The organism is Kushneria marisflavi (assembly GCF_002157205.1).
GTDB lineage: Bacteria > Pseudomonadota > Gammaproteobacteria > Pseudomonadales > Halomonadaceae > Kushneria > Kushneria marisflavi.
The window spans coordinates 2,028,335-2,049,832 of sequence record NZ_CP021358.1 but is presented as its reverse complement, the minus strand read 5'-3'; the positions used below and the strand labels follow the sequence as shown (position 1 = coordinate 2,049,832).

General features: G+C 61.8%; 21 protein-coding genes. 9 read left to right on the top strand and 12 right to left on the bottom strand.

Features of this window, described 5'->3' with window-relative positions; translation table 11 throughout:
* Nucleotides 1-65 precede the first annotated feature (65 nt).
* The 3 genes from B9H00_RS09360 (at nt 66) to B9H00_RS09350 (ending at nt 2,528) form a co-directional block, all read left to right on the top strand.
* A complete protein-coding gene (locus B9H00_RS09360; RefSeq protein ID WP_086900424.1) occupies nt 66-989 on the top strand; it encodes a LysR family transcriptional regulator in 924 nt (307 codons plus the stop codon).
* A gap of 77 nt (nt 990-1,066) precedes the next feature.
* Complete coding sequence (locus B9H00_RS09355; protein ID WP_086900423.1) at nt 1,067-1,900, top strand: AraC family transcriptional regulator; 834 nt, start codon at nt 1,067-1,069, stop codon at nt 1,898-1,900.
* Nucleotides 1,901-1,916: 16 nt separating this feature from the next.
* Nucleotides 1,917-2,528: a LysE family translocator gene (locus B9H00_RS09350; RefSeq protein WP_086900422.1), complete on the top strand. Its 612-nt coding sequence runs from the start codon at nt 1,917-1,919 to the stop codon at nt 2,526-2,528.
* A gap of 48 nt (nt 2,529-2,576) precedes the next feature.
* Here the strand turns inward: B9H00_RS09350 and nanR are convergent, their stop codons facing one another.
* Both nanR and B9H00_RS09340 read right to left on the bottom strand, forming a co-directional pair.
* On the bottom strand, nt 2,577-3,296 hold the full coding sequence (nanR, locus tag B9H00_RS09345) for a transcriptional regulator NanR (RefSeq protein WP_086900421.1): 720 nt from the start codon (nt 3,294-3,296) through the stop codon (nt 2,577-2,579).
* Between the two features lie 30 nt (nt 3,297-3,326).
* A complete protein-coding gene (locus tag B9H00_RS09340) occupies nt 3,327-4,349 on the bottom strand; it encodes a Gfo/Idh/MocA family protein (protein WP_086900420.1) in 1,023 nt (340 codons plus the stop codon).
* A 174-nt stretch (nt 4,350-4,523) separates the two neighbouring features.
* Between B9H00_RS09340 and B9H00_RS09335 the strand changes: the two genes are divergently transcribed.
* The 5 genes from B9H00_RS09335 (at nt 4,524) to B9H00_RS09315 (ending at nt 9,608) form a co-directional block, all read left to right on the top strand.
* Nucleotides 4,524-5,237 carry a hypothetical protein gene (locus B9H00_RS09335; protein ID WP_086900419.1) on the top strand — a complete coding sequence of 238 codons (714 nt, stop codon included), beginning with the start codon at nt 4,524-4,526 and terminating at the stop codon, nt 5,235-5,237.
* Nucleotides 5,224-6,399, top strand: a complete 1,176-nt coding sequence (locus B9H00_RS09330) for a hypothetical protein (protein WP_147376570.1) — start codon at nt 5,224-5,226, stop codon at nt 6,397-6,399. The genes B9H00_RS09335 and B9H00_RS09330 overlap by 14 nt, the downstream gene beginning before the upstream one ends.
* Nucleotides 6,400-6,570: 171 nt before the next feature.
* A complete protein-coding gene (locus B9H00_RS09325) occupies nt 6,571-7,926 on the top strand; it encodes an MFS transporter (RefSeq protein ID WP_086900417.1) in 1,356 nt (451 codons plus the stop codon).
* Nucleotides 7,927-7,942: 16 nt separating this feature from the next.
* Complete coding sequence (locus tag B9H00_RS09320; RefSeq protein ID WP_086900416.1) at nt 7,943-8,743, top strand: sugar phosphate isomerase/epimerase family protein; 801 nt, start codon at nt 7,943-7,945, stop codon at nt 8,741-8,743.
* Nucleotides 8,736-9,608: a phosphogluconate dehydrogenase C-terminal domain-containing protein gene (locus B9H00_RS09315; protein ID WP_086900415.1), complete on the top strand. Its 873-nt coding sequence runs from the start codon at nt 8,736-8,738 to the stop codon at nt 9,606-9,608. Before B9H00_RS09320 ends, B9H00_RS09315 begins: the two co-directional genes overlap by 8 nt.
* Before the next feature lie 110 nt (nt 9,609-9,718).
* On the opposite strand, the gene B9H00_RS09310 is transcribed toward B9H00_RS09315, so the two are convergent.
* The 3 genes from B9H00_RS09310 to B9H00_RS09300 form a co-directional block, all read right to left on the bottom strand.
* Nucleotides 9,719-10,564: an oxygenase MpaB family protein gene (locus B9H00_RS09310; protein WP_086900414.1), complete on the bottom strand. Its 846-nt coding sequence runs from the start codon at nt 10,562-10,564 to the stop codon at nt 9,719-9,721.
* 69 nt (nt 10,565-10,633) lie between these two features.
* On the bottom strand, nt 10,634-12,742 hold the full coding sequence (gene recG, locus B9H00_RS09305; RefSeq protein ID WP_086900413.1) for an ATP-dependent DNA helicase RecG: 2,109 nt from the start codon (nt 12,740-12,742) through the stop codon (nt 10,634-10,636).
* Nucleotides 12,739-13,656, bottom strand: coding sequence for a hydrogen peroxide-inducible genes activator (locus tag B9H00_RS09300; RefSeq protein ID WP_086900412.1), 918 nt, complete (start codon nt 13,654-13,656; stop codon nt 12,739-12,741). Before B9H00_RS09300 ends, recG begins: the two co-directional genes overlap by 4 nt.
* Nucleotides 13,657-13,767: 111 nt before the next feature.
* Here B9H00_RS09300 and B9H00_RS09295 point away from each other — a divergent pair, with 111 nt between their 5' ends.
* Nucleotides 13,768-14,643 (top strand): SDR family oxidoreductase, encoded by an 876-nt coding sequence (locus B9H00_RS09295; RefSeq protein ID WP_086900411.1) that lies wholly within the window; start codon nt 13,768-13,770, stop codon nt 14,641-14,643.
* Between the two features lie 118 nt (nt 14,644-14,761).
* Here the strand turns inward: B9H00_RS09295 and B9H00_RS09290 are convergent, their stop codons facing one another.
* The 7 genes from B9H00_RS09290 to B9H00_RS09260 form a co-directional block, all read right to left on the bottom strand.
* Nucleotides 14,762-15,151 (bottom strand): RidA family protein, encoded by a 390-nt coding sequence (locus tag B9H00_RS09290; RefSeq protein ID WP_086900410.1) that lies wholly within the window; start codon nt 15,149-15,151, stop codon nt 14,762-14,764.
* A gap of 57 nt (nt 15,152-15,208) precedes the next feature.
* Nucleotides 15,209-17,332, bottom strand: coding sequence for a RelA/SpoT family protein (locus B9H00_RS09285; protein ID WP_086900409.1), 2,124 nt, complete (start codon nt 17,330-17,332; stop codon nt 15,209-15,211).
* 26 nt (nt 17,333-17,358) lie between these two features.
* On the bottom strand, nt 17,359-17,610 hold the full coding sequence (gene rpoZ / locus B9H00_RS09280) for a DNA-directed RNA polymerase subunit omega (RefSeq protein ID WP_086621173.1): 252 nt from the start codon (nt 17,608-17,610) through the stop codon (nt 17,359-17,361).
* Nucleotides 17,611-17,701: 91 nt separating this feature from the next.
* Nucleotides 17,702-18,334 carry a guanylate kinase gene (gmk, locus tag B9H00_RS09275; RefSeq protein WP_086900408.1) on the bottom strand — a complete coding sequence of 211 codons (633 nt, stop codon included), beginning with the start codon at nt 18,332-18,334 and terminating at the stop codon, nt 17,702-17,704.
* Between the two features lie 74 nt (nt 18,335-18,408).
* Nucleotides 18,409-19,071: a glutaredoxin 2 gene (grxB, locus tag B9H00_RS09270; RefSeq protein WP_211329620.1), complete on the bottom strand. Its 663-nt coding sequence runs from the start codon at nt 19,069-19,071 to the stop codon at nt 18,409-18,411.
* Between the two features lie 65 nt (nt 19,072-19,136).
* Nucleotides 19,137-19,871, bottom strand: coding sequence for a glutathione S-transferase (locus B9H00_RS09265; RefSeq protein ID WP_086900407.1), 735 nt, complete (start codon nt 19,869-19,871; stop codon nt 19,137-19,139).
* 128 nt (nt 19,872-19,999) lie between these two features.
* A complete protein-coding gene (locus B9H00_RS09260; RefSeq protein WP_086900406.1) occupies nt 20,000-21,391 on the bottom strand; it encodes an aminotransferase-like domain-containing protein in 1,392 nt (463 codons plus the stop codon).
* Nucleotides 21,392-21,498: the final 107 nt, after the last annotated feature.

The window sequence follows — 21,498 nt, the reverse complement described above, 5'->3', positions numbered from 1 at the left end:
ACAGTTCCGGGCGCGGTATAACATCGATAAATTTGCCACAATTGTTGAGAAAAACTCACATTATCATGCCGGACTCACTGCCCCCGCTAAATGCCCTGAAAGCCTTTGAAGCCGCTGCACGTCTGGGGAGTGTCACGGCGGCGGCGCAGGAACTGAGCGTCACACACGGTGCGGTCAGTCGTCAGATTCGTGCACTGGAAGCACATCTGAATACGGCACTTTTTGAGCGTGCCGGCCGTGGCCTGGTGCTCACCCGTCACGGCCGCCAGCTCCAGGCCGGCGTCAGTGAGGCCTTCACCGGATTACGGGCGAGCTGTCGGGCCCTGAGTCGTGACATTGAGGATGCCCCCTTTACGCTGGCCTGCCCGGGCAGCCTGCTGGCGCGCTGGTTGATTCCGCGTCTGGACCGGCTACATCGGGAGCTGCCGGCGCTGAGGCTCAACGTGCTGGCCAGCGAAGGTGACCCCGACCCGAGGCGTGGCGACATCAGCGCGGCGCTGGCCTTTATCGCGCCCCCCTGGCCGTCCGACATGCAGGTCATCGAGATTGCCGCCGAGACGATCGGTGCCGTCGCCGCCCCCGATATCGCCGCTCGATTGTCAGGACGTCCGTTTGAGGCGCTGTTCGAGGAAATGATGCTGGAGACCACCTCACGTCTTCAGGCCTGGCCACAGTGGGCGACGGCCTGCGGGCTCGATGAACAGGCACTGGCAGAGGCGCGTCAGAACAGTCAGCGCTTTGAGCATCTTTACTATCTGCTGGAAGCGGCGCTGGCGGGACTGGGCGTGGCCATTGCCCCGCGGCTGGTGATCGAGGGCGATCTGCAAAGCGGTCGGCTGGTGGCGCCCTGGGGGTTTGTCGATACCGATGCCAGGCTCTGCCTGCTGCTGGCGCGCGGCACGCCGCGTCACGGTGGTGAGCAGCTGGCAGCGTGGCTGCGTCATGAGCTGGCAACACCGGCGTCAGCCTCCAGCGTTATTGAGCAATAATGTTCAAGCCTGCCGATGGCAAGTCCCTTTAAGCTTCAAAACTGATGCTTCGGGGCTGACGTTTTGGGAGAGCCACCATGAACCACGCGTTCGAGTTTCAGTTTTCCAGCAGTCGGCATGTGCCCACACTCAAGGTGCTCAGTGCCTCGATCAGTGATTTTCGCTACGACCGCCATGCCCATACCGAGTATGCCTTTGGCGTGACGCTTGCCGGGCGGCAGGATTTTTTCAGCGCCGGCGCCTATCACCGCAACCCGCCGGGCAACGTGATCTTTTTCAACCCCGAACAGCCTCATGACGGTGAGTCCGGCGGCGATCATCGTCTGGACTACGTCATGACCTACATCGCTCCCGGCGCGATGGCGCCGCTGTTTGCCGAGGCCGCCGGCAACGAGCGTGCCGACAGGCTTTCAAGCCCTCAGACGCTGATCCATGACCCGGTGCTGCGCGATGCCATTCTGGCGCTGTCGCGACTGGTCAGGGAAGGCGTTGGCAGCCTGATCGATCAGGAACATCTGCTTCAGCAGATTGCCACGAGAATGGTGCAGCGTGCCGGGCACTATCAGCCGGTAATACCAACAGAGACCCGGCCCGACCGGCTATTGATGCGCGCCTGTGACTACATCCGTGCCCATCTCGATCAGGAGCTCTCGCTTGCGCGCATCAGTGAAGCGGCGACGCTGTCCCGCTACCACTTTCTGCGCCTTTTCCGGGCGCAGTTCGGCATGACCCCGCATCAGTATGTGATCAGCTGTCGTATCGATGCCGCCAGAGGCGCGCTGGAATCAGGGGCCACGCCCGGTGAGGTGGCCCTGCGCTATGGCTTTGCCGATCACAGCCACTTCAACCGGCGCTTCAAGCGCATCCACGGCATCACGCCCTTTCAATACCAGCAAAGCCTCGCCCACTGATTCGGAACACCCTCTCATGCTTGCGATCATCGTTTATGCCCTGGGCATCATGTATTCGCCCGGGCCCGTGAATCTGCTCGGCCTCAACATGGGCCTGCATGGTCAGGCCCGGCGTGCCACGGGCTATTACCTGGGGGTGGGGCTGGCCATGCTGCTGCTGTTTTTGCTGTTCGGATTCGCTGGCGCGGCCTGGGTTAAACCGAGCGTGCTGATCGTCTTCGGGGCGCTGGGCTGCGGCTATATCCTTTATCTTGCCGTTAAAATTGCGCGTTCCAGCATCGATCCGAGCGCACTCGGTGGCGCGCCGCGCGTGATGACCTTTCGAGATGGGCTGCTCATGCAGCTGGGCAATCCCAAAGGGGTGGTAGCCACGTTGCCGATCGCGACGCTGCAGTTTCCGGCTGCCGGCATTCACGGTGTGGGACTGGTGATCTGGTCGCTTGGACTGGCGGCGCTCGCCGTGGGGGCCCCGAGCAGCTATGCCGCGCTGGGTGCGGCCCTTGGCCGGCGGCTGGAAAATGCCCGGGTGCTCAAGGGCATCAATCTGGTCATGGCGGTGCTGCTGGTCGGCGTGGCGCTTTCCATGGGATGGGAGCATGTCTGGTTGCCGCTGGCGGCGCAGATATAAGCCGGCAGGCGATGTTTTATAGATGATGTCTTATCGGACAATGCGCATTCAGCGCTCAGCGGTGCGCTGTCGATAGAGGTCGCTGGCCCGGGTCAGGTGATTGCCCATGGCCCGGGCGGCGCCTTCAACGTCATGAAGGGAAAGATAGTGCACGATGTCACGATGCTCTCTGAGCGTGACGTCCTCGGCGCCCTGAAAGCTGACGATCGCGGCGTGGTAGTCCTTGAGCCAGTGCAGCATGCCCCGCGACGTTGCCGCGAAGATGGGGTTGCCGGTCATGTCGGCAATCGCATGATGAAAGGCCATGTCGCAATCGATGAAGGCGGCCCCGGTCGGCTGTTTTTCCATCTCATCGATCAATGATTCGAGATGAGCGATGTCATCGGGCGTGGCCCGGGCCGCGGCCATGCGCACCATGCCGGTTTCGAAAAAAAGTCGCGCCTGAATGAGATGGTCGATGTTCTCCTCGGAGTTCGACAGCAACAGTCGCGCGGTGGTGTCGAACTGATCGATCATCGAGGAGACGCTGAACTCGCTGACACGTGCCCGCTCCCCGTGGGAAATGGTGATCAATCCCCGTGAAGCCAGACTCTGCATCGCCTCGCGAACGGCCGGGCGCCCTACGCCGAAGCGGCTCATCAACTCACGTTCGGGCGGCAGCTGATCACCCGGGCTCAGCGACCCGCCGCGAATCTCTTCCAGCAGCCTGTCCAGCACTTCATCGGAAAGCTTGCGCCGTCGAATCGGCTCATCGGAGGTTGGAAACATTAAAGCGATTTCCTTGTATCGAACACGTCGTCATGACCAGCGCTTTGGCATCATGACCGTATGATGGGCTGCCGCCTCGTAGGCGGCGTCTACCAGTGCCAGCGTATTGTAATTGTCCCTGCCTGAGGTATCGGCTTCAACGCCTGCGTGATGGCATTCAAGCCAGTGGGCCTGAAAGGCCACCACGCTCTCCTGAATAATGGTCCAGGGCGGCGTGCTCCAGTCCGGGCCGTGCGCTGTCACCTTATGGCACTGGCAGCCGTCGCGGGTATGAATATAAATCCTTTCGTCCGCCGTCAGGCGCAGCGAACCGCGGGTGCCGTCGATGTCGATCAGCGTCTGCGGAAAGGGGTCGGGCGTGAGATGGGTGGCGTAGCTGCAGTCGACGATCGAGGTGGCGCCGCCGTCGTGGCGCAGCATCATGGTCGCGACGTCCTCGCCCTGAATGCCGGGATTGATGCGGTTCGTCTCGCAGCTCAAACGGCTGACATCACCAAGGAGCGCGCGGGCAATATCGAGCACGTGAATGCCCAGATCCTCGATGATAAAACGCTCGGCCCGGGCCAGATACGGCTGGTTTTGATAGACATCAAAGCCGTTGCGATAGCTGATGCGTCCAAAAAAGGGCGTGCCGATTTCATCATCACGTACTCGCCGGATTACCTCGCGCACGGCGTACTGCCAGCGAAAATTCTCGTGAACGCTCAGGCTCACGCCCCTGTGTTCACAGTACTGGATCAGCGCCTTCGCCCGATCGGGGGATCCGGCAAAGGGTTTCTGGCAGATGATGGCCACGCCATGATCGGCAGCCAATCTGACCAGCGATTCATGGGCCGGCGTGGGGGCGGCGATATCGACAAAATCAGGTCGGCACTGCTCGAAAAGGGCCTGCGCCTCGGCGAAGGTCTGCGTCACGCCAAAATGGGTCTGAAAGTGCTCGCGCCGTGCCGGGTCCGGGTCGCAGACCGCCACGATCTCGACTTCCGGCAGTGACTGCCACGCCTTCATCTGATTTTCGGCAAAAAAACCGCAGCCGATCAGTGCCCCTTTCATGCTGTTTCTCCCTTCATGTTGGCTCTCCCGCGCTGTTCCCGGCGGCCGATAGGGCACGCGCCTGTCGATTAAGGCCCTTGATGATGATGATGTCATTATACCAATGGTCGAATATCAGCCGGTCTGCCCTGCCTAATATGCTCGACGCCAGTCATCCTGTTCGGGAGCAAGGGCATGAACGACCGCCACTGGCGAGAACGACATTACGGCACAACGCTGACCGAATCGCCGGTCACGCACCATGAGACAGGGGCGCTGTCGTTTGATCGTCAGGACGGCGCCCTGCGCACGCTTTGTTATCGCGGTATCGAGTGTGTTCGTGGTATCCGCCCGGTTATTCGTGACGATCAGTGGGGCACGCATGCCCTGGTGACCACGGCCGAAAGTGTCGAGGTCGACGTGACAGGCATTGAGCTGATCCATGAATTTAAAGCGGCCGAAGGGGCGCTGTCGGGCCGGTTTAAAACGCGCCTTGATGATCGCGGGGCAGACGTGTCGCTGACCCTGACCGCGGCCAGAACGATGCTGACCTGTCGCAGTGGGCTGATCGTGCTGTTGCCTCTCAAGGGTGTGGTCGGCCGCCCGGTAGAGGTCACGCACGGTGATGACTCACGGGCGTTATCCCGCTTTCCCGAACTGATCAGCCCCGGCCAGCCCTTTTTCGATATCAGCGGGCTGGAGTACACGGTGCGACATGGCCCCACCGTTCGACTGTCATTTGAAGGCGAGGTGTTCGAGATGGAGGATCAGCGCAACTGGTCGGACGCCTCCTTCAAGATCTATAGCCGCCCGCTGGCCTGGCCCATACCTTATGTCATCGAAGCCGGTGAGACGGTCGTGCAGGGGTTTTCAATGCAGCTTGAGGAGCATGGCCATGACGTCTCCTGATGTTTACCCGTGTACGCCTGTCCTGCTGGTCGATCATCGTTTGCCTGCCATCGGCTGCGGGCTGTGGCTGGATCGTGTGCTGGATGTCTCCCGTCTGGAGCGCTACCTGAGCGCCCTGCAACCGCATCATCTCGACATCGTGCTGGATGTGGCCGTGGCGGAGAGTCACACAAGGCTGGAGGTCGTCATGGCGCAGTGTGCTGTCTGTGACGTCGCGCCCTGGCTTTATGTGATCTGTGACAACGAGCAATTTGAAGACGACCTGGCGCGACTGGCCCGTTGGTGTGATGACAGCGATTTCTCGCCTGCCGGAATGCTGGTCACACCGCGCGCCTATCTCAAGAGCTACCAGCCCGATGGTGACTGGCCTGATGGTGCCTCGCCGGCCCGGGTGCTGGCATTTGCCCGGCAGCTGTGGCCTGAAACACCGCTGGGTGGCGGTTTTCCCATTTACTTCACTGAACTCAACCGCTGCCGGCCCGACCCGGAGCGCATCGATTTCATCACCCACGCCCTTTCTCCGATCGTGCATGCTGCTGATGACGGCTCGGTGATGGAAACGCTTGAAAGCCTGCCCCATCTCTTCAAAAGCGCTCGGGCGCTGGCGCCGGAAGTTCCCTATCGAGTGACCACCACGGCCATCGGGGCCTGGACCAACCCCTATGGCGAGCGGTTGACGGCCAATGAGGGCATGGCGCGGGTCACGCTCAGCGATAACGACCCACGCCAGCGGGGGCTGTTTGGCGCGGCCTGGTCAACCGGGGTGGTCGCTCGCGCCGCGCAAGGCGCTGTCGATGCGCTGACGCTCTCCTCGCTGGGGCCGCCATTTGACGTTGCAGGTGACACGCCGTATCCGATTTTTCATGTCCTGCGTGGGCTGATCCGCGGCGGGGGCCGGCCGCTGCTGGTCTGGCCGCAGGCGCCTGATCATGTGGCCGCAATCGGCTGGCAGGCGCCTGACGGGGCGCGTGACGAGCTGTGGCTGGCCAATCTTTCGATTGAACCGGTCACTCTGGCCCTTCACGGCGTCAGGGTACGTGGTGCGGCCCTGCTGGACGCGCATACCCCGCTTGAAGACGTACAGTGGATGGACCGTCTACAGCCGGTTTCCTCACCGATCACATTGCCGGCCTTCGGGACTGTGCGGCTGTTGCTTGAGTAGGCATCGACGTGCATGTGCGACCTGAGTCGTATTGCACAAGTGGTATGATGAGATGATGATCACCTCTCGCCTGGCCAGGCCCTGATTAAAGTCAGTTGCGACAAGCCGACCGACTTTTGCCCATTCATACCGGTTCACTGCCGTTGAAACGGCAGCGGGAGTGAAGTGATCATGTCTCACGCGTCCAATGATGCCGTGGCGGCGTCTGCCATTCGAAAGGTTGCCATGCGTCTGGTGCCTTTCGTGGCGCTCATGTTTTTCATCAACTATCTCGACCGTACCGCGATCTCGTTTGCCGCCCCCAACGGCATGAACAGTGACCTGGCCCTGAGCGCGGCGCAGTTCGGTTTCGCCTCCGGCATCTTCTTTCTGGGCTATATCCTGCTGGAAGTCCCCAGCAACATGGCCCTGCATCGCTTTGGTGCCCGCAAGTGGCTGGCCCGCATCATGGTGAGCTGGGGTGTGGTCGCCCTGCTTTTTACCTGGGTCGACAGCGCCGAAGGGCTTTATGCCCTGCGTTTTGCCCTCGGGGTGGCCGAAGCCGGCTTCTTCCCCGGTGCGATTCTCTTTTTGAGCCTGTGGGTACCGTCGCGCTATCGCAGCCGCATTCTGGCGCTTTTCTATCTGGCCCAGCCGCTGACCACCGTGATCGGGGCGCCGCTGGCGGCCTCGCTGATTCAGCATGACGGTGTCTTTTTCGGGCTGGCGGGCTGGCGTTTCATGTTTTTTGGCGTGGCCATCCCCGCGATTGTCATGGGGATCGTGGCCTGGTTTTATCTGGTGGACCGCCCGGCCGATGCGCGCTGGCTAAGCGTTGAGGAAAAGCGCTGGCTGACCGAGGAGCTGGCCCGCGAATCCCGCGAGAAAAGCGGCGGTGATCACGGCCGTCACGGTCTGAAAATTGCCTTTACCAATAGTCGGGTCTGGACGCTGGCGTTGATCTATTTCGGCTTCATCTACGGGCTTTATGCGCTGGCCTTCTTTTTGCCCACCATCATCGGCGGCTTTGAGGCACAGTTCGGCACTCGATTTGATCTGATGCAAAAGGGGCTGATCACCGCGATTCCCTATCTGCCGGCCGCGATCGTGCTCTATCTCTGGTCGCGCGATGCCACCCGGCGCGGTGTGCGCAGCTGGCATGTGGCCCTGCCGGCCTTTACCGGCGCGATCAGCGTGCCGCTGGCGCTTTATATGGATTCCCCGGCGGCGACCGTGGCCGTGATTACCGTGACGGCCTGCTCGATCTTTGCGGCCCTGCCCAACTTCTGGACGCTGCCGACCCGCTTTCTGGATGGCGCCGCAGCCGCGGCGGGCGTGGCACTGATCAACACCGTGGGAAACATGGCCGGCTTTTCGTCGAGCTATCTCACCGGTGCCCTGCATGACCTGACCGGCAGCTACACCGTGCCGATGTTCGTGGTGGGCGGTTTCATGCTGCTGTCGGGCATTTTGATGCTGGCCATCAGTCGCGTTCGCCGGCCCGATTCGGGCATGCGGTCCTCTCACGCCGGCGCTCACGCCCACTGATTCATTCGGAGACACCATGGCCATTGGTTTGAGTACCTACGCCTTTTTCTGGCGTGGATCAGAGCAGGTTGAAACGCCCATGACGCTGGAGGCGATGCTGGAAGAGACCGCAGAGCTGGGCGGGAAGGTCTTTCAGATCTGTGATTACCCCGCGATCGAGACCTTTGATGAGCCACGACTGACGGCGCTGCGCGACCGGGCCCACGCCCTGGGCATCGTGCTGGAGCTGGGCACCCGTGGGATCGCCCCCAAGCATCTCGAGCGCTATCTGACGCTGGCCCGTGTGCTGGGCGTGCGTCTGATTCGCAGCATGCTCTATAGCGGTGAAGACCGCCCGACGTTTGATCAGGCCATACAGCGGCTCGAACAGATCCTGCCGGCACTCAGACAGCAACAGGTCACGCTGGCGCTGGAGACCTACGAGCAGGTCAGCATCGAGACTTTGATGACGGTGATCGAGACGGTCGATGATGACCATATCGGCGTTTGCCTGGACCCGGGCAACTGCGTGGCGGCTCTTGAGATGCCGGAGGCCGTCATCGCGCGCACGGCGGGTCGAGTGGTCAATCTTCATCTCAAGGATTTCGCCTTCTCCCGCGCGCCGGGCTGGGTCGGCTTTCAACTGATCGGCTGCCCAATGGGCGAGGGGCTGTTGCCCCTTGAAACCATGCGCGAGGCCGTCAATCCCCAGGCGCGCGGCATCAACGAGATCATCGAGCACTGGCTGCCCTGGCAGCAGGACGAGGCCACCACCTGTGCGCTGGAAGCACAGTGGACCCGTCACAACATGACATTTTTAAGGAGTCATCATGGATAACGTTTATCAGCACATCGCGCTGGTCGGTGCCGGCGGCAAGATGGGCATGCGCATCTCGGCCAATCTCGAAGGCAGCAGCAGTCACATCTATTACTGCGAAAACGCTCCTGCCGCGCAGGAAAAAATGCGTGAGGCCGGCCGCGAGGTCAGCGATATCGAACAGGTCATCGAGCAGTGTGATCTGGTGATTCTGGCCGTACCCGATATCGTGCTTGGCAAGGTCTCCGAGGCGCTGGTCCCGCGCATGAAGGCCGGGGCCACGGTGCTCACGCTCGACCCGGCCGCAGCCTACGCCAATCTGCTGCACCAGCGCGACGAGATTCATTACGCGGTCGCGCATCCCTGCCACCCGTCGGTCTTTCTGGAGCGTCGCACCGATGAGGAGTGGAGCGATGCGTTCGGCGGCAGTGCGGCCGTACAGTCGGTCGCCGCAGCCTTTGAGCAGGGCAGCGATGCAGAACGCGCCTCGCTCGAGACGGTGATCTGTCAGATGTATGGCCCGGTTGACAAGGTGCACTGGATGACCGTGACACAGCTGGCCTACCTTGAGCCGACGCTGGTGGAAACCGTGGCCTGCATGGTCGGCACCTTCATGAAGGAAGCCCTCGATGAAACGGTCGAGCGCACCGGCGTGGCTCGTGAGGCGGCCGAAGCCATGCTCTACGGACACATTCAGATCGCGCTCGCCGTGGCGTTTCGCAGCACCAACCCGTTCTCGGATGCCTGCATGATCGCCATCGATTACGGGCGTGAAAACATCCTGAAGGATGACTGGAAAAAGATTTTTGAGCAGGAGGAGCTCGACAAGGTCATCGCGCGGATGCTCAAGATCGACCAGGTGCGTCGCGACCCACAGGCCTCCTGAACCACGATCAGTTCATGACCGGCACCCGCGCCGGTGGCGACTGCCCTTTGGGGCCGGACATCAGTCCGGCCCCGTTTTTCTTGTGACACCTTCTGCGGCTGCTTCACCACTTATGGCTGCTTTTGTAGCCGCTCCAGCGCGCGTCGATAGGCACCACTTCGCACCGCCTTGCTGATCATCGGCATCGCACTCCTGATGCCGGTACGCACCGCCTGTCGCTTGAGGCGAGACATTCGCAGCGATAGCATATCGTTGGCCCAGTCGGGCAATAGATCAATCCCCGCCTGCATAAAGAGCGCCCCGGCCGGGCGTAGCACGAGATTGCGCGGCGGCGCATCGAGCAGCACCTCAATGACTTCCCGGGTGCGCCCGTCACAGACCAGCTCACGGCGCGTCCGTGCAAGATAATCTTCTACCGCCGCGCGACTGTCAGGCACGTTACGGGCGCCCAGCGCCTCGGCAATGCAGGCGGTCTCGAAAAAGTAGCGATCCTGTTGGGCGTGGCTCAGGTGCGGGTTGCGATAGCGCAAATGTCCGGCCATGAAGCGGCTCATCTCCGCCACGTGCACCCAGACCAGCAGGTCGGGATCATCGGCGGCGTAGGGTCGGCCGTCGGCGGCGTGGCCCTTCACGTATTCATGCACTCGACGCACGCGTGCGATGGCGGCTTCGGCCTGCTCGAACGTGCCAAAGCTGGTGGTGGCGATAAAATCGCTGGTGCGCCTGAGCCGTCCGATCATGTCCTCGCGAAAGCGCGAATGATCCCAGATACCGGCCAGCGCCAGCGGATGCAGCATCTGCAAAAGCAGCGCGCTGATGCCGCCACACATCATCGGCGTGAAGTCGCCGTGCAGGTTTCTGACCAGACCGTCGCGGGGAAAGGGGCCGGGGTTTTGATCGGTGCGCGCCTGCCCCAGGCGCTCGATCATGGCGTCACGCAGAAAGGTCGAGGTCATGGGCGATAAGCTCGCATACCGGGCGTTGAAGGAAGTATCAGGGCTGCCCGGAGATGCGCTCAGTGTAGCCTACACCTGACCGTATTGACCGGCGGCATCGCCCAGCCAGCGGCGAATCAGCGGCTCGATCGACTCGGGCGCCTGGTCGAGCATGGCACGGGTCAGCTGGCGGACCGGGTCGAGCAGGTCACGATCCCGGGTGAGATCGGCAATCTTCATGCCGACCAGTCCTGTCTGACGGGTGCCGAGCACTTCACCGGGGCCGCGCTGCTCCAGATCGCGCTCGGCAATGCGAAAGCCGTCATTGGATTCACGCAGCACGGCCAGACGCTCGCGGGAGGTGTCCGACAGCGGCGGATGGTAGAGCAGCACGCAGAAGCTCTCGACCTTCCCGCGCCCGACCCGGCCCCGAAGCTGGTGGAGCTGGGCCAGACCCAGGCGCTCGGGGTTTTCGATGATCATCAGACTGGCGTTGGGCACATCCACGCCGACCTCAATGACCGTGGTCGCGACCAGCAGGTCCAGTTCGCCGTCGCGAAAGGCGTTCATCACCTCGGCCTTTTCCTGGGCTTTCATGCGACCGTGCACCAGTCCTACCTGAAATTCCGGCAGTGCTTCGGTCAGGGTGTCGCGAGTGACCTCGGCGGCCTGACAGGTCAGCGCTTCGGACTCCTCGATCAGGGTACAGACCCAGTAGGCCTGACGTCCTTCGAGACAGGCGTTGCGAATGCGCTCGGTCACCTCACCCCGTCGCTCATCGGAGACCGCCACGGTCCTGACCGGCGTGCGTCCGGGCGGCAGCTCATCAATCACCGAGACATCCAGATCGGCGTAGGCACTCATGGCCAGCGTCCGAGGAATGGGCGTGGCGGTCATGATCAGCTGGTGCGGTGTGGTGCCGCTGGATTCGCCTTTCTGGCGCAGGGCGAGGCGCTGGTGAACGCCAAAGCGGTGCTGCTCGTCGATCACGGCCAGGCCCAGCCGGTGAAAGTGCACGTCTTCCTGAAAGAGCGCGTGGGTGCCGGCCACGACCCGGGCGCGCCCTTCGCTGATCATCGCCTTGGCCTCGAGCCGGGCCTTGCCCTTGAGCTTGCCGGAGAGCCAGGCCACCTCGATGCCCAGCGGCTCGAACCAGCGCTTGAGGCTTTTGTAGTGCTGCTCGGCCAGTAGTTCGGTCGGCGCCATGAGCGCGGCCTGGTGGCCGCCGCTGACGGCCTGAAGCATGGCCATGGCGGCCACTACCGTCTTGCCGGAGCCAACGTCGCCCTGCACCAGTCGCAGCATGGGGGTGGTCTGGCTGATATCGGCGCTGATCTCGCTCAGGACCCGGCGCTGGGCGCCAGTCAGCGAAAACGGCAGCTGGGTCAGAAATCGGGTCGCCAGCCCGCTGCTGGCAGGCAGCGCCGGCGCGGCGTCGTCCTGAATGCGCAGACGAATGCGATACAGGCTCAACTGATGCGCGAGCAGCTCCTCCAGTGCCAGCCGCCGCTGGGTAGGGTGTTGGCCGTCTGCCAGGGTCTCCAGCGGCGCATCCGGCGGCGGAAAGTGCAGATAGTCCAGCGATTCGCGCAGGGCCGGCAGACGAAAGCGAGTCCGAATGGCGTCGGGAATCAGTTCTTCGAGGGTGAGACTGCCCTGGTCAAGATGTTCAAAGGCCTGACGGATCAGGGCGCGCAGACGCGGCTGGGCGAGGCCTTCCGTGGTTGGGTAGATCGGCGTGAGGGTCTCTTCGACCTCCTCGCCGGTGGCATCCTTTAAAAGCCGGTATTCGGGGTGATACATCTCAAGGCCGGTACTGCCGGAGCGCGCCTCGCCAAACAGGCGAATTCTGGTGCCGCGGGCAAACTGCCCCACCTGCGCCTGAGAGAAATGAAAAAAGCGCAGCGACAGGATGCCGGAACCGTCGCGCAGGCGGACCAGCAGACTGCGCTTGCGACCCTGAATGACGTCAGAGGCGGTGACCTCGCCTTCCACTACCGCCTCGCTGCCGGCCTTGAGAGCCGCAATCGGGGTGACCCGGGTGCGGTCCTGATAGCGCAGCGGCAAATGAAAGAGCAGATCCTCGGCCACCTGCAGATTGAGCCGCTCGAGGCGTTCGCGCATGGCCGGCCCCACGCCCTTGAGCGTGTTAAGATCCGTCGCGCCGCTGGCCGGGGCGTGCGAGGGGGCGGCACTCATTCCGGATGGAGCGCCCTGTGGCAGGCCTTGATCGCGCGCGTAATGGCATCGATCGCCTTGGGACGCGGGAAGCTGGCCCGCCAGGCCAGTGCCACGGTCCGATACGGTGCCGGGTCCTTGAAGGGACGCGTTTCCAGCAGACCGCTGGCATAATGCACGCTGCCGGTGGCGGATTGGGGCACCACGGTGATGCCGAGCCCCGAGGCCACCATATGACGAATGGTTTCCAGCGAGCCGCCCTCGGCAATCAGGGTATTGCCGGGCTGATGCACGTGATCCTTGATAGTCGGGCATGCCTCCAGCACCTGATCGCGGAAACAGTGACCCTCGCCCAGCATCAGCATCTTCTCGTCGTACAGGACGTCCCGATCGATCTCCTTGCGGGAGAGCCAGTTGTGACCGGCCGGCAGCAGCACTTCAAAGGGCTCGTCATAGAGCGATTTGGTCAGTACGTCGGGCTCGGCAAAGGGCAGCGCCACGATGATCACGTCCAGTTCGCCGGAACGCAGCTTGCGCCGCAGTTCGCCGGTCAGATTCTCTTCGATGTAAAGCGGCATCTGCGGCGCTTCCTCGGAGAGCGTCGGGATCAGATGCGGGAAGAGATAGGGCCCGATGGTATGGATGGCTCCGACCCGCAGCGGACTGGAGAGCTGGTCCTTGCCTTCGTTGGCCAGCTCCTTGATGGCGCTGGCCTGCTCGAGCACGCGGCTGGCCTGCTCGACGATCTTTTCGCCCAGCGGAGTGACCTGGACGGTGGACTTGCTGCGTTCAAACAGCGCCACGCCCAGTTCTTCCTCCAGTTTTTTGACAGCCACCGACAGGGTCGGCTGTGAGACGAAGCAACGCTCGGCGGCGCGTCCGAAATGACGCTCCTGGGCCAAGGTTACGATGTAACGAAGTTCTGTTAGAGTCATGTAGCAGACCGTGCCAGCACGTGGAACAGGAAGTTGTCGCATGAAGCGACCGTTCAACTCAGGGCCTTATAGTCAAACCTTATCGGCCCTATCAAGCAAGGAGCTTAGCGGGTGAATAAAACAATTCTCATCCTTGGATGCGGTGATGTCGGTACCGCACTGGGAGAGCGCAAGCTCGCGCAGGGATACAGCGTGGTTGGCGTACGTCGTCATGCGGCAGGTCTCCAGTCCTATGGCATTGACCCATTGTCGATGGATATCAACGATGAATCCGCGCTTGAGGCGCTGCCGGATGCCGACATTGTAGTCTATGCGCTCAGCGCTGACCGCTTTGAAGAAAGTGCCTATCAGGCCGCCTACGTTGATGGTCTGGATCGAGCGTTGAACCATTATGAAGGGCGCGAGCACGCACCGCAGCATGTGTTCTTTGTCTCTTCGACTTCGGTGTATGGCCAGCAGGATGGCGAGACGGTCGATGAAGACAGCGAACTCGATCCCAAAAGCTTCTCCGGACGCCTTCTGATCGAAGCCGAGCAGCGTCTGGCCGCAAGCCCGCTGCCGGGTACGGCCGTACGGTTTTCGGGCATCTACGGGCCCGGTCGCGAGCGATTGATCGGTCAGGTACAGGAAGGGCGTATCGCGCCCAAGAGCCCGCCGATGTACTCCAATCGCATTCATCGTGATGACTGCGCCGGTGTGCTGGACTTTCTCATCGAACGCGCCATGAACGGTGAACCGCTTGATCCGGTTTATCTGGGCAGCGACACCGAGTCCACGCCGCTGCATGATGTGATGATGTGGCTGGCGGGGCGTCTCAAGGTGGAGCCTACCAGCACCATTCAGTCACCACTGCGTCGACGCGCCAGCAAGCGCTGTGACAGTCGGCGGCTGGTCGAGGCGGGCTATGAGTTTCAGTATCCGACCTTCCGCGAGGGCTATGCTCAGGTGCTGAAGGCGGCCGGTATCAAGGTCAGCGAACAGGCCTGACGCCTTTGGTGACGCACGTTTTTGACCGGCGAGTCATATGAAAGGGGGCGATGGCTGATGCCATCGCCCCCTTTCATGATTGTCCCCGACCGACTCGGTCGGCGCGCCGATGCGAACGTCAGTCGCCCAGCACCATGATGCCTTCGGCCTCAAACTGACTGCCCTTTGGCAGCTCCTTCACACCTACGGCCGCACGGGCGGGATAAGGCGGCTGGAAATACTGCTCCATGACGGCGTTGACGCGTGCAAAGTGCGACAGGTCGGTCAGGTAGAGATTGAGTTTGACGATATCGGCCAGCGTTCCGGCCGCTTCTTCACACACGGCCTTCATGTTCCTGAAGACCTGATGCGCCTGCTGCTCGATGTCGTCGCTGACGATTTCCATGCTGACCGGGTCGAGCGGAATCTGACCGGACAGATAAATGGTGTTGCCCGCCTTGATGGCCTGCGAATAGGGACCGATGGCCTTTGGCGCCTGGTCGGTATGAATGGCGGCACGATTGCTCATGAACACTCCCTGCGTTGTTGTGACAGCACTCTTGAAAAACGATGATGCGTTGAATCGTCAGCTGCCGGTACGCGAGACGCGACCTACATAGGCCAGATTGCGAATTCGCTTGATGATCCGTGCCAGATGCACGCGGTTGCGCACGGCAAGTGTCAGATGGACGATCGACAAACGTTCGTCACGCTCTTCGATATTGATGCGTTCGATGTTGGCTTCGGCGTCATTGATCAGACTGGCAAGCTCTGCCACCAGGCCGCGGCGCGTTTCAATCTCAAGGCGCAGGCCGACAGGGAAATCGTCCTCCACGGTCTCGGACCACTGCAGCGGGAAACACTTTTCCGGATCCTCATGACAGTCTTCCAGATTCCCGCACTCGCTGCGGTGCACCACAATACCTCGCCCGGCACTGAGATTGCCCACGATGGTATCGCCCGGAAGCGGATAGCAGCAGCGGGCAAAGCTGATCACCATGTTGCGGGCGCCGCTGATGGCCATGGCGCCCTGATCGTCACTGTGGGCCTGAATTTCCTGCGGCTCGCTGTCGGCCAGGCGCCGCGCCACACTCCAGGCCACGCGACTGCCCAGCCCGATCTCCTCGAGCAGATCATCCAGCGAGTTCAGCGTCAATGCCTTGAGCAGCGCATCGATGTGGGCCTGTGACAGCGTTTCGAGCGTCAGGTTGAACGAGGTGAGCGCCTGATTGAGCAGGCGTCGGCCCAGCGCCACCGAGTCATTGCGCTGCTGATGCTTGAGGGCATGACGCACCGCCGATCGGGCCTTGGCCGTGATCGTGAACGACAGCCACGCCAGGTTGGGCTGGGCCCCCGGGGCGGTAATGATCTCGACGGTCTGACCGCTTTCAAGCCGCGAGGAGAGCGGCGCCAGATGACGGTCGATGCGACAGGCGATGCAGCTGTTGCCGATGTCGGTGTGTACTGCGTAGGCAAAATCGATCGCGGTGGCCCCGCGCGGCAGCTCCATGATGTCACCCTTGGGGGTGAACACGTAGGCATCATCGGGGAACAGGTCATTTTTGACGTGCTCGATGAACTCGAGCGAGTTGCCGGCATGGCGCTGCATTTCCAGCAGGCCGCGGACCCATTCACGGGCACGGGCATGGCTGCCCATGGCAATCGGACGATCGGTCTGGCCGGCCTTGTAGAGCCAGTGGGCGGCAATGCCGTTATTGGCCATCGCCTCCATCTCGCGAGTGCGAATCTGCACCTCGATGGGGATGCCACTGGGGCCAAAGAGCGTGGTGTGCAGGCTCTGATAGCCGTTGGCCTTGGGGATGGCGATGTAGTCCTTGAAGCGCCCCGGCACCGGCTTGTAGAGATTGTGCACCGCGCCCAGGATGCGATAGCAGGTATCGACCCGGTCGGTGACGATGCGAAAGCCGAACACGTCCATCAGCTCGTTGAAGGGCTTTCGCTGATCGCGCATCTTGCGATAGATCGACAGCAGATGCTTCTGGCGCCCCATCACCGTGCCGGGCAGCTCGTCGCCATCCAGCGTGCTCTGAAGGGTGCTCTGAACATGGCGCACCATTGAGCGGCGGTTGCCGCGCGCCTTGACCACCGCGCGCTGAATGCGCTCGGCGCGCATCGGGTGAATCGCCTGAAAGGAGAGATCCTCCAGCTCGACCCGAATGGTGTTGATGCCCAGTCGTCCGGCAATGCGGGAATAGATTTCGAGCGTTTCGCGGGCGATGCGGCGCTTCTTGTCCGGGCGCAAGGCACCCAGCGTGCGCATGTTGTGCAGCCGATCAGCCAGCTTGACGATGATGACGCGAATGTCGCGCGACATCGCCAGTACCATCTTCTGGAAGTTTTCCGCCTGGGCGACGGCCTTGTCCTCGAAGGTGATCTGGGTCAGCTTCGACACCCCGTCGACCAGCTCGGCTACTTCCTCGCCGAACTGGCGCGACAGCGCCTCCTTGGTAATACCGGTGTCCTCGATCACGTCATGGAGCATCGCCGCCATCAGGCTTTGATAGTCCATGTGCATGTTGGCCAGGATATTGGCCACGGCCAGCGGGTGGGTCACATAAGGCTCGCCGGAGCGGCGATGCTGGCCGTCGTGGGCCTGTTCGGCGTAGTAGAAGGCGCGTCTGACCTGCGCGATCTCATCGACGGTCAGGTAGCCGTCCAGGCGGTCGGAGAGATCATCGATCGTAAACATGGCAGGTCAGCGTATGGGCAATGGGCTTATTCGCTTTCGGGTTCGTAGCGGGGACGCTGGGGAACCATGGCTTCCAGCGGCTCGTTGAGCACGGTGCGGTCAACCTTTTGCGCGGCGATTTCACGCAGGGCCATGACGGTGGCCTTGTCATTTTCCCAGGGGAGTTCGGCATTGCGCGAGCCGCGGGCCAGCTGACGGGCGCGGTGGGTCGCGACCATGACCAGCTGAAAGCGGTTATCCATGTATTGGAGACAATCTTCAACCGTTACTCGTGCCATGATGCTGGCTCCTGAATGCGTGTGATCTAAGTGAAGGCGCCCGGCAGATTACCTGCCCGGCGTAAATCGTGTTCGGAAGGGGGAACCGAGTCTACCGGAGCCCTTCCACTTCTGACAAGAGCTCGCCGATCAGCCCCTGGTTTGCGGCCTGTACCCGAGCCATTCGAAGACGTTCGGCACTGATCAGTCCCCTGAGTTCGTCCACGGCGATGGCGAAATCATCGTTGATGATCAGGTAGTCATACTCATCAAAATGCGACATCTCGCTGACGGCGTCACGCATGCGGCGATCGATGGTGGCCGTATCATCCTGCCCGCGGCCCGCCAGACGCTCGCGCAGCGCTTCGCGCGAGGGTGGCAGAATGAAGATCGAGACCGCCTGCGGCATCTGAGCGCGCACCTGACGTGCGCCCTGCCAGTCGATTTCGAGAATCACGTCCTCACCAAAGGCCAGGCGCTTTTCCACTTCAAGGCGTGAGGTGCCGTAGTGACGATCAAAGACCCAGGCGTGTTCGAAGAACTCATTGCGCTGGATCATCGCCTCGAAGGTGGGCTCATCCACGAAGTGATAGTTGATGCCATCGGTTTCGCCGGCGCGCATCTGGCGGGTCGTGTGGGAGACCGAGACGCCGATGTGGTCGGTCGCGGCGATAAGCTCGCGCACCAGACTGGTCTTGCCGGCGCCCGACGGGGCGGAAACGATGTAGAGCGTGCCCTGAGACATGAAAGCGGTCCGAATGAATGGCTGCAAGGCGCGCCATTATGGCACAGCCCTGCAGATTTCGGTGAGGGGTTTGCTCAGGCGGCGACGGCCAGCTCATCGTGCAGTGACACGTCGGCCAGTTGTGACATCGACAGGCGATAGGCCTCGACGTTGTTGGGATATTTCACCCCTTCGACCAGCGAGAGCTGACGCAGCACCGGGAAGAGCTCGATGTCATCCAGCGACAGGACACCGTTGACCGCCTCCGGTGCCTGGATCAGGGCGTCCAGCTCGTTGAGCCAGCGCTGGATATCCACCAGAAGCTCGGGGGTCTGATCGAGCAGGGTTTTGAAGCGGCCAAACATGGCTTCCTTGTTATGCGTGAAGTGCTCGGCGGCCTCGATCGTTGCAAATTCCCCCAGTGGCGCTTTGGGCACGCGGGGGATGAAAAGTTTTGCCACGGTCTCGGAGGCGGCGCTGACCCAGCGCTCGATCTCCGGATTGCGCGGGCCTTCCATGACCTTGACGCCTTCGGCTTCGCTGTCGATGCACTTTACGATCGCCATGCTCTCGCTGAGGGTATAGCCATCCTCGAACTCGAGAATCGGCACCTTCTTCTCCCCGACCAGACGCGTGGGGGTCTCGGCGTCATCGTTGAGCAGCGTCTGCAGCCTTACCGGGACATCGCGCAGGCCGAAAATCATGCGAGCCTTCACGCAAAACGGGCAGTGATCATAGATATAAAGGTCCATCTTCATCCTCTCCAACGTTCCCTGTTGTTTACCCAGTCTGGGTGAGGAATAGGTCTTCTGCCAGCGAAGTATTAATCCTTTGGGCGGTCGAGCTGCGGGTAGTGACGGAAAAGCCCTTGTTCAGAGAACGTCAGGCGCCGCTCGGAGGCAAGGTACTCACTGATCAGGGGCAGCTCCAGCACATGGTCATGCAGGGCGACGACCTTCGGGAGATCGGGTTCCAGCCTGGCCATGGCATTTGGAAAGGCATAACGCAGACCCTGCACCATGTGAAAGAGGGACAGGTCCACATAGGAAAGACGCTTGCCGACCAGATACACCGGGCTGTCAGGATTTTTATCAATGATGCGTTCGAAGTAGTGGAAAAACTTCGGTAGGCGGTGATCAATGAAATGGCCTGCACGGCGAATGGCTTCCGCCTCCTGATCCTCGAAATAAAGCTCCGGCCCCATGGGGTGATGAACGTCGTGCGCCTCGGCGACAAAATCAGTGATGGTCAGCTGCAGGCTGTGGGCCCAGAACTGATAGACCTTGTCGTCGTTGATCAGCTTGAGCCGGGGGGCCAGGTATAAAAGGATATTGGCGACATGAGAGATCACCTCCTTGCCCGCCTTTAAAAAGGGCGGGGCCAGCGGCGGATAGTCGGTCATGCTGCCATCGAGCCAGTGGGTGACGGCCTCGATGCCGTAACCGGGTTCGGTGCTGTTGCCCACATCGATATAGTCGGCCCCACCGGCTTCCAGTGCCAGACGAATGAATTCGCCCCGGCCGGGTATTTCCGGCCAGTAATAGAGCTCGTAACGCATGATGTTCTCTCCGTACCGACGTCTTGGTTCGTCTTATATTGGCAGTTGATGGTGACCGGAATGAAGACCCCGAGGGCGCCGGGCTGCAAACGGCATAGTGGCCGGTCCCGAGGTTTTCCCGCGTCTGACTAGACTGTCTGCCAGCCTGGCGGTGCGTTCCGCGACAGAGCACTGACAATGATGTTGAGCGCCTGAGACAGGGCGGCGCGATCCGGTGCCGCACTCAGACAGATCCGAATGGCCTGAGGTGCGGCGGTACTGCCGACACAAAAGGCCTCGGCCGGGGCTACCCGGACGCCCTCCTGTTCCAGCGTTTCGACCAGCCGGGCGGCGCGATGCTCACCGGGCAGCACCAGCCAGGCATAGAAACCACCGCGGCGCATGGTGATATCAAAATCGCCCAGTGCCTCACGCACCATGGCCTGGCGTGCCTCAAGTTCCTCGAACTGCCACGACAGCAGCCGGTCGGCATCATTGCTGGCCAGCCAGCGCCCGGCAATCTCGGCCATCAGCGCCGGCGGCGCCCAGCACTGGTTACGCAGGCTGATGCGCAGCTGCTCCAGAAGCCCCACTGGTGCACGCATGATGCCCGAGCGCAGGCCGCCGCCCAGAATCTTGGCCACCGAAAACAAAAAGATCGTGCGCTCCGGTGCCAGTTGATACAGCGGCGTGCCGCGGGCCTTTTGAGGCAGGTGCATGACACCATCCTCGATCAGCCAGAAATCACGCTCGCGCGCCAGCGCCACCAGTGCCTCGCGGCGCTTTTCAGACAGCTGCACCGTGGTGGGATTGTGATGCTCGGGCATGACATAGAGCGCCCGGAAAGGGGTGCGCTCATGGCGGATGGCCAGTGCGGCCACATCGATGCCTTCATCATCGAAGGGGACGGCCACCATCTTCAGCGACTGCTGACGCGCGGCGCTGATCACACCCGGATAACTCAGTGCCTCGGCGGCTAGTCGATCATTGGGCGAGAGCAGCGCGGAAAGCGCCAGCGCAATGCCGTTCATGCCGCCCTGGGTGATCAGAAGCTCTTTGGGATCGACGGTCAGCCCCTGCTGGCCCAGCCAGTCGGCGTAATGCTGGCGATGGACCGCCATGGTGTCATCAAGCGGATAGTTGATGGTCTGCTCGAGCGTGGCAGGCTCGGCGCTGATCTCGCTCATGAGGCGTCCCAGCGTGGCCTGACGCTCGGGGTGCGGCGGGGGCAGCGACATGCCCAGATCCACCAGCCCGTCATGAGACATGCCGATCACATCGGCAAAGGCCGACACCGCTTCCTGACGATGAACATAGGTACCACTGCCGACCTGGGCACTGACCCGCCCGCTCTGCTCTACCAGTGCATAGGCACGGGTCACGGTGCCGACCGTGACCCCGAGCGCGTCCGCCAGCCGGCGCTGGGGAGGCAGCTTGTCGCCGGGGGCAAGTTCGCCGTCATCGATCGCACGCTCGATGGCGTGGGCCAGGGCGCGATAGCGCGGGCCATTCTCTGAAAGCTCGGGTATCCAAATTGTCATGGTGACAATAAATCCGTTGACGGTGACATTGGAAAACGTATGCTCAAATTGTCACCCATAAGCGGGTAACACTTCCATGATTGTATTCATACAATGACAGCGAGGCC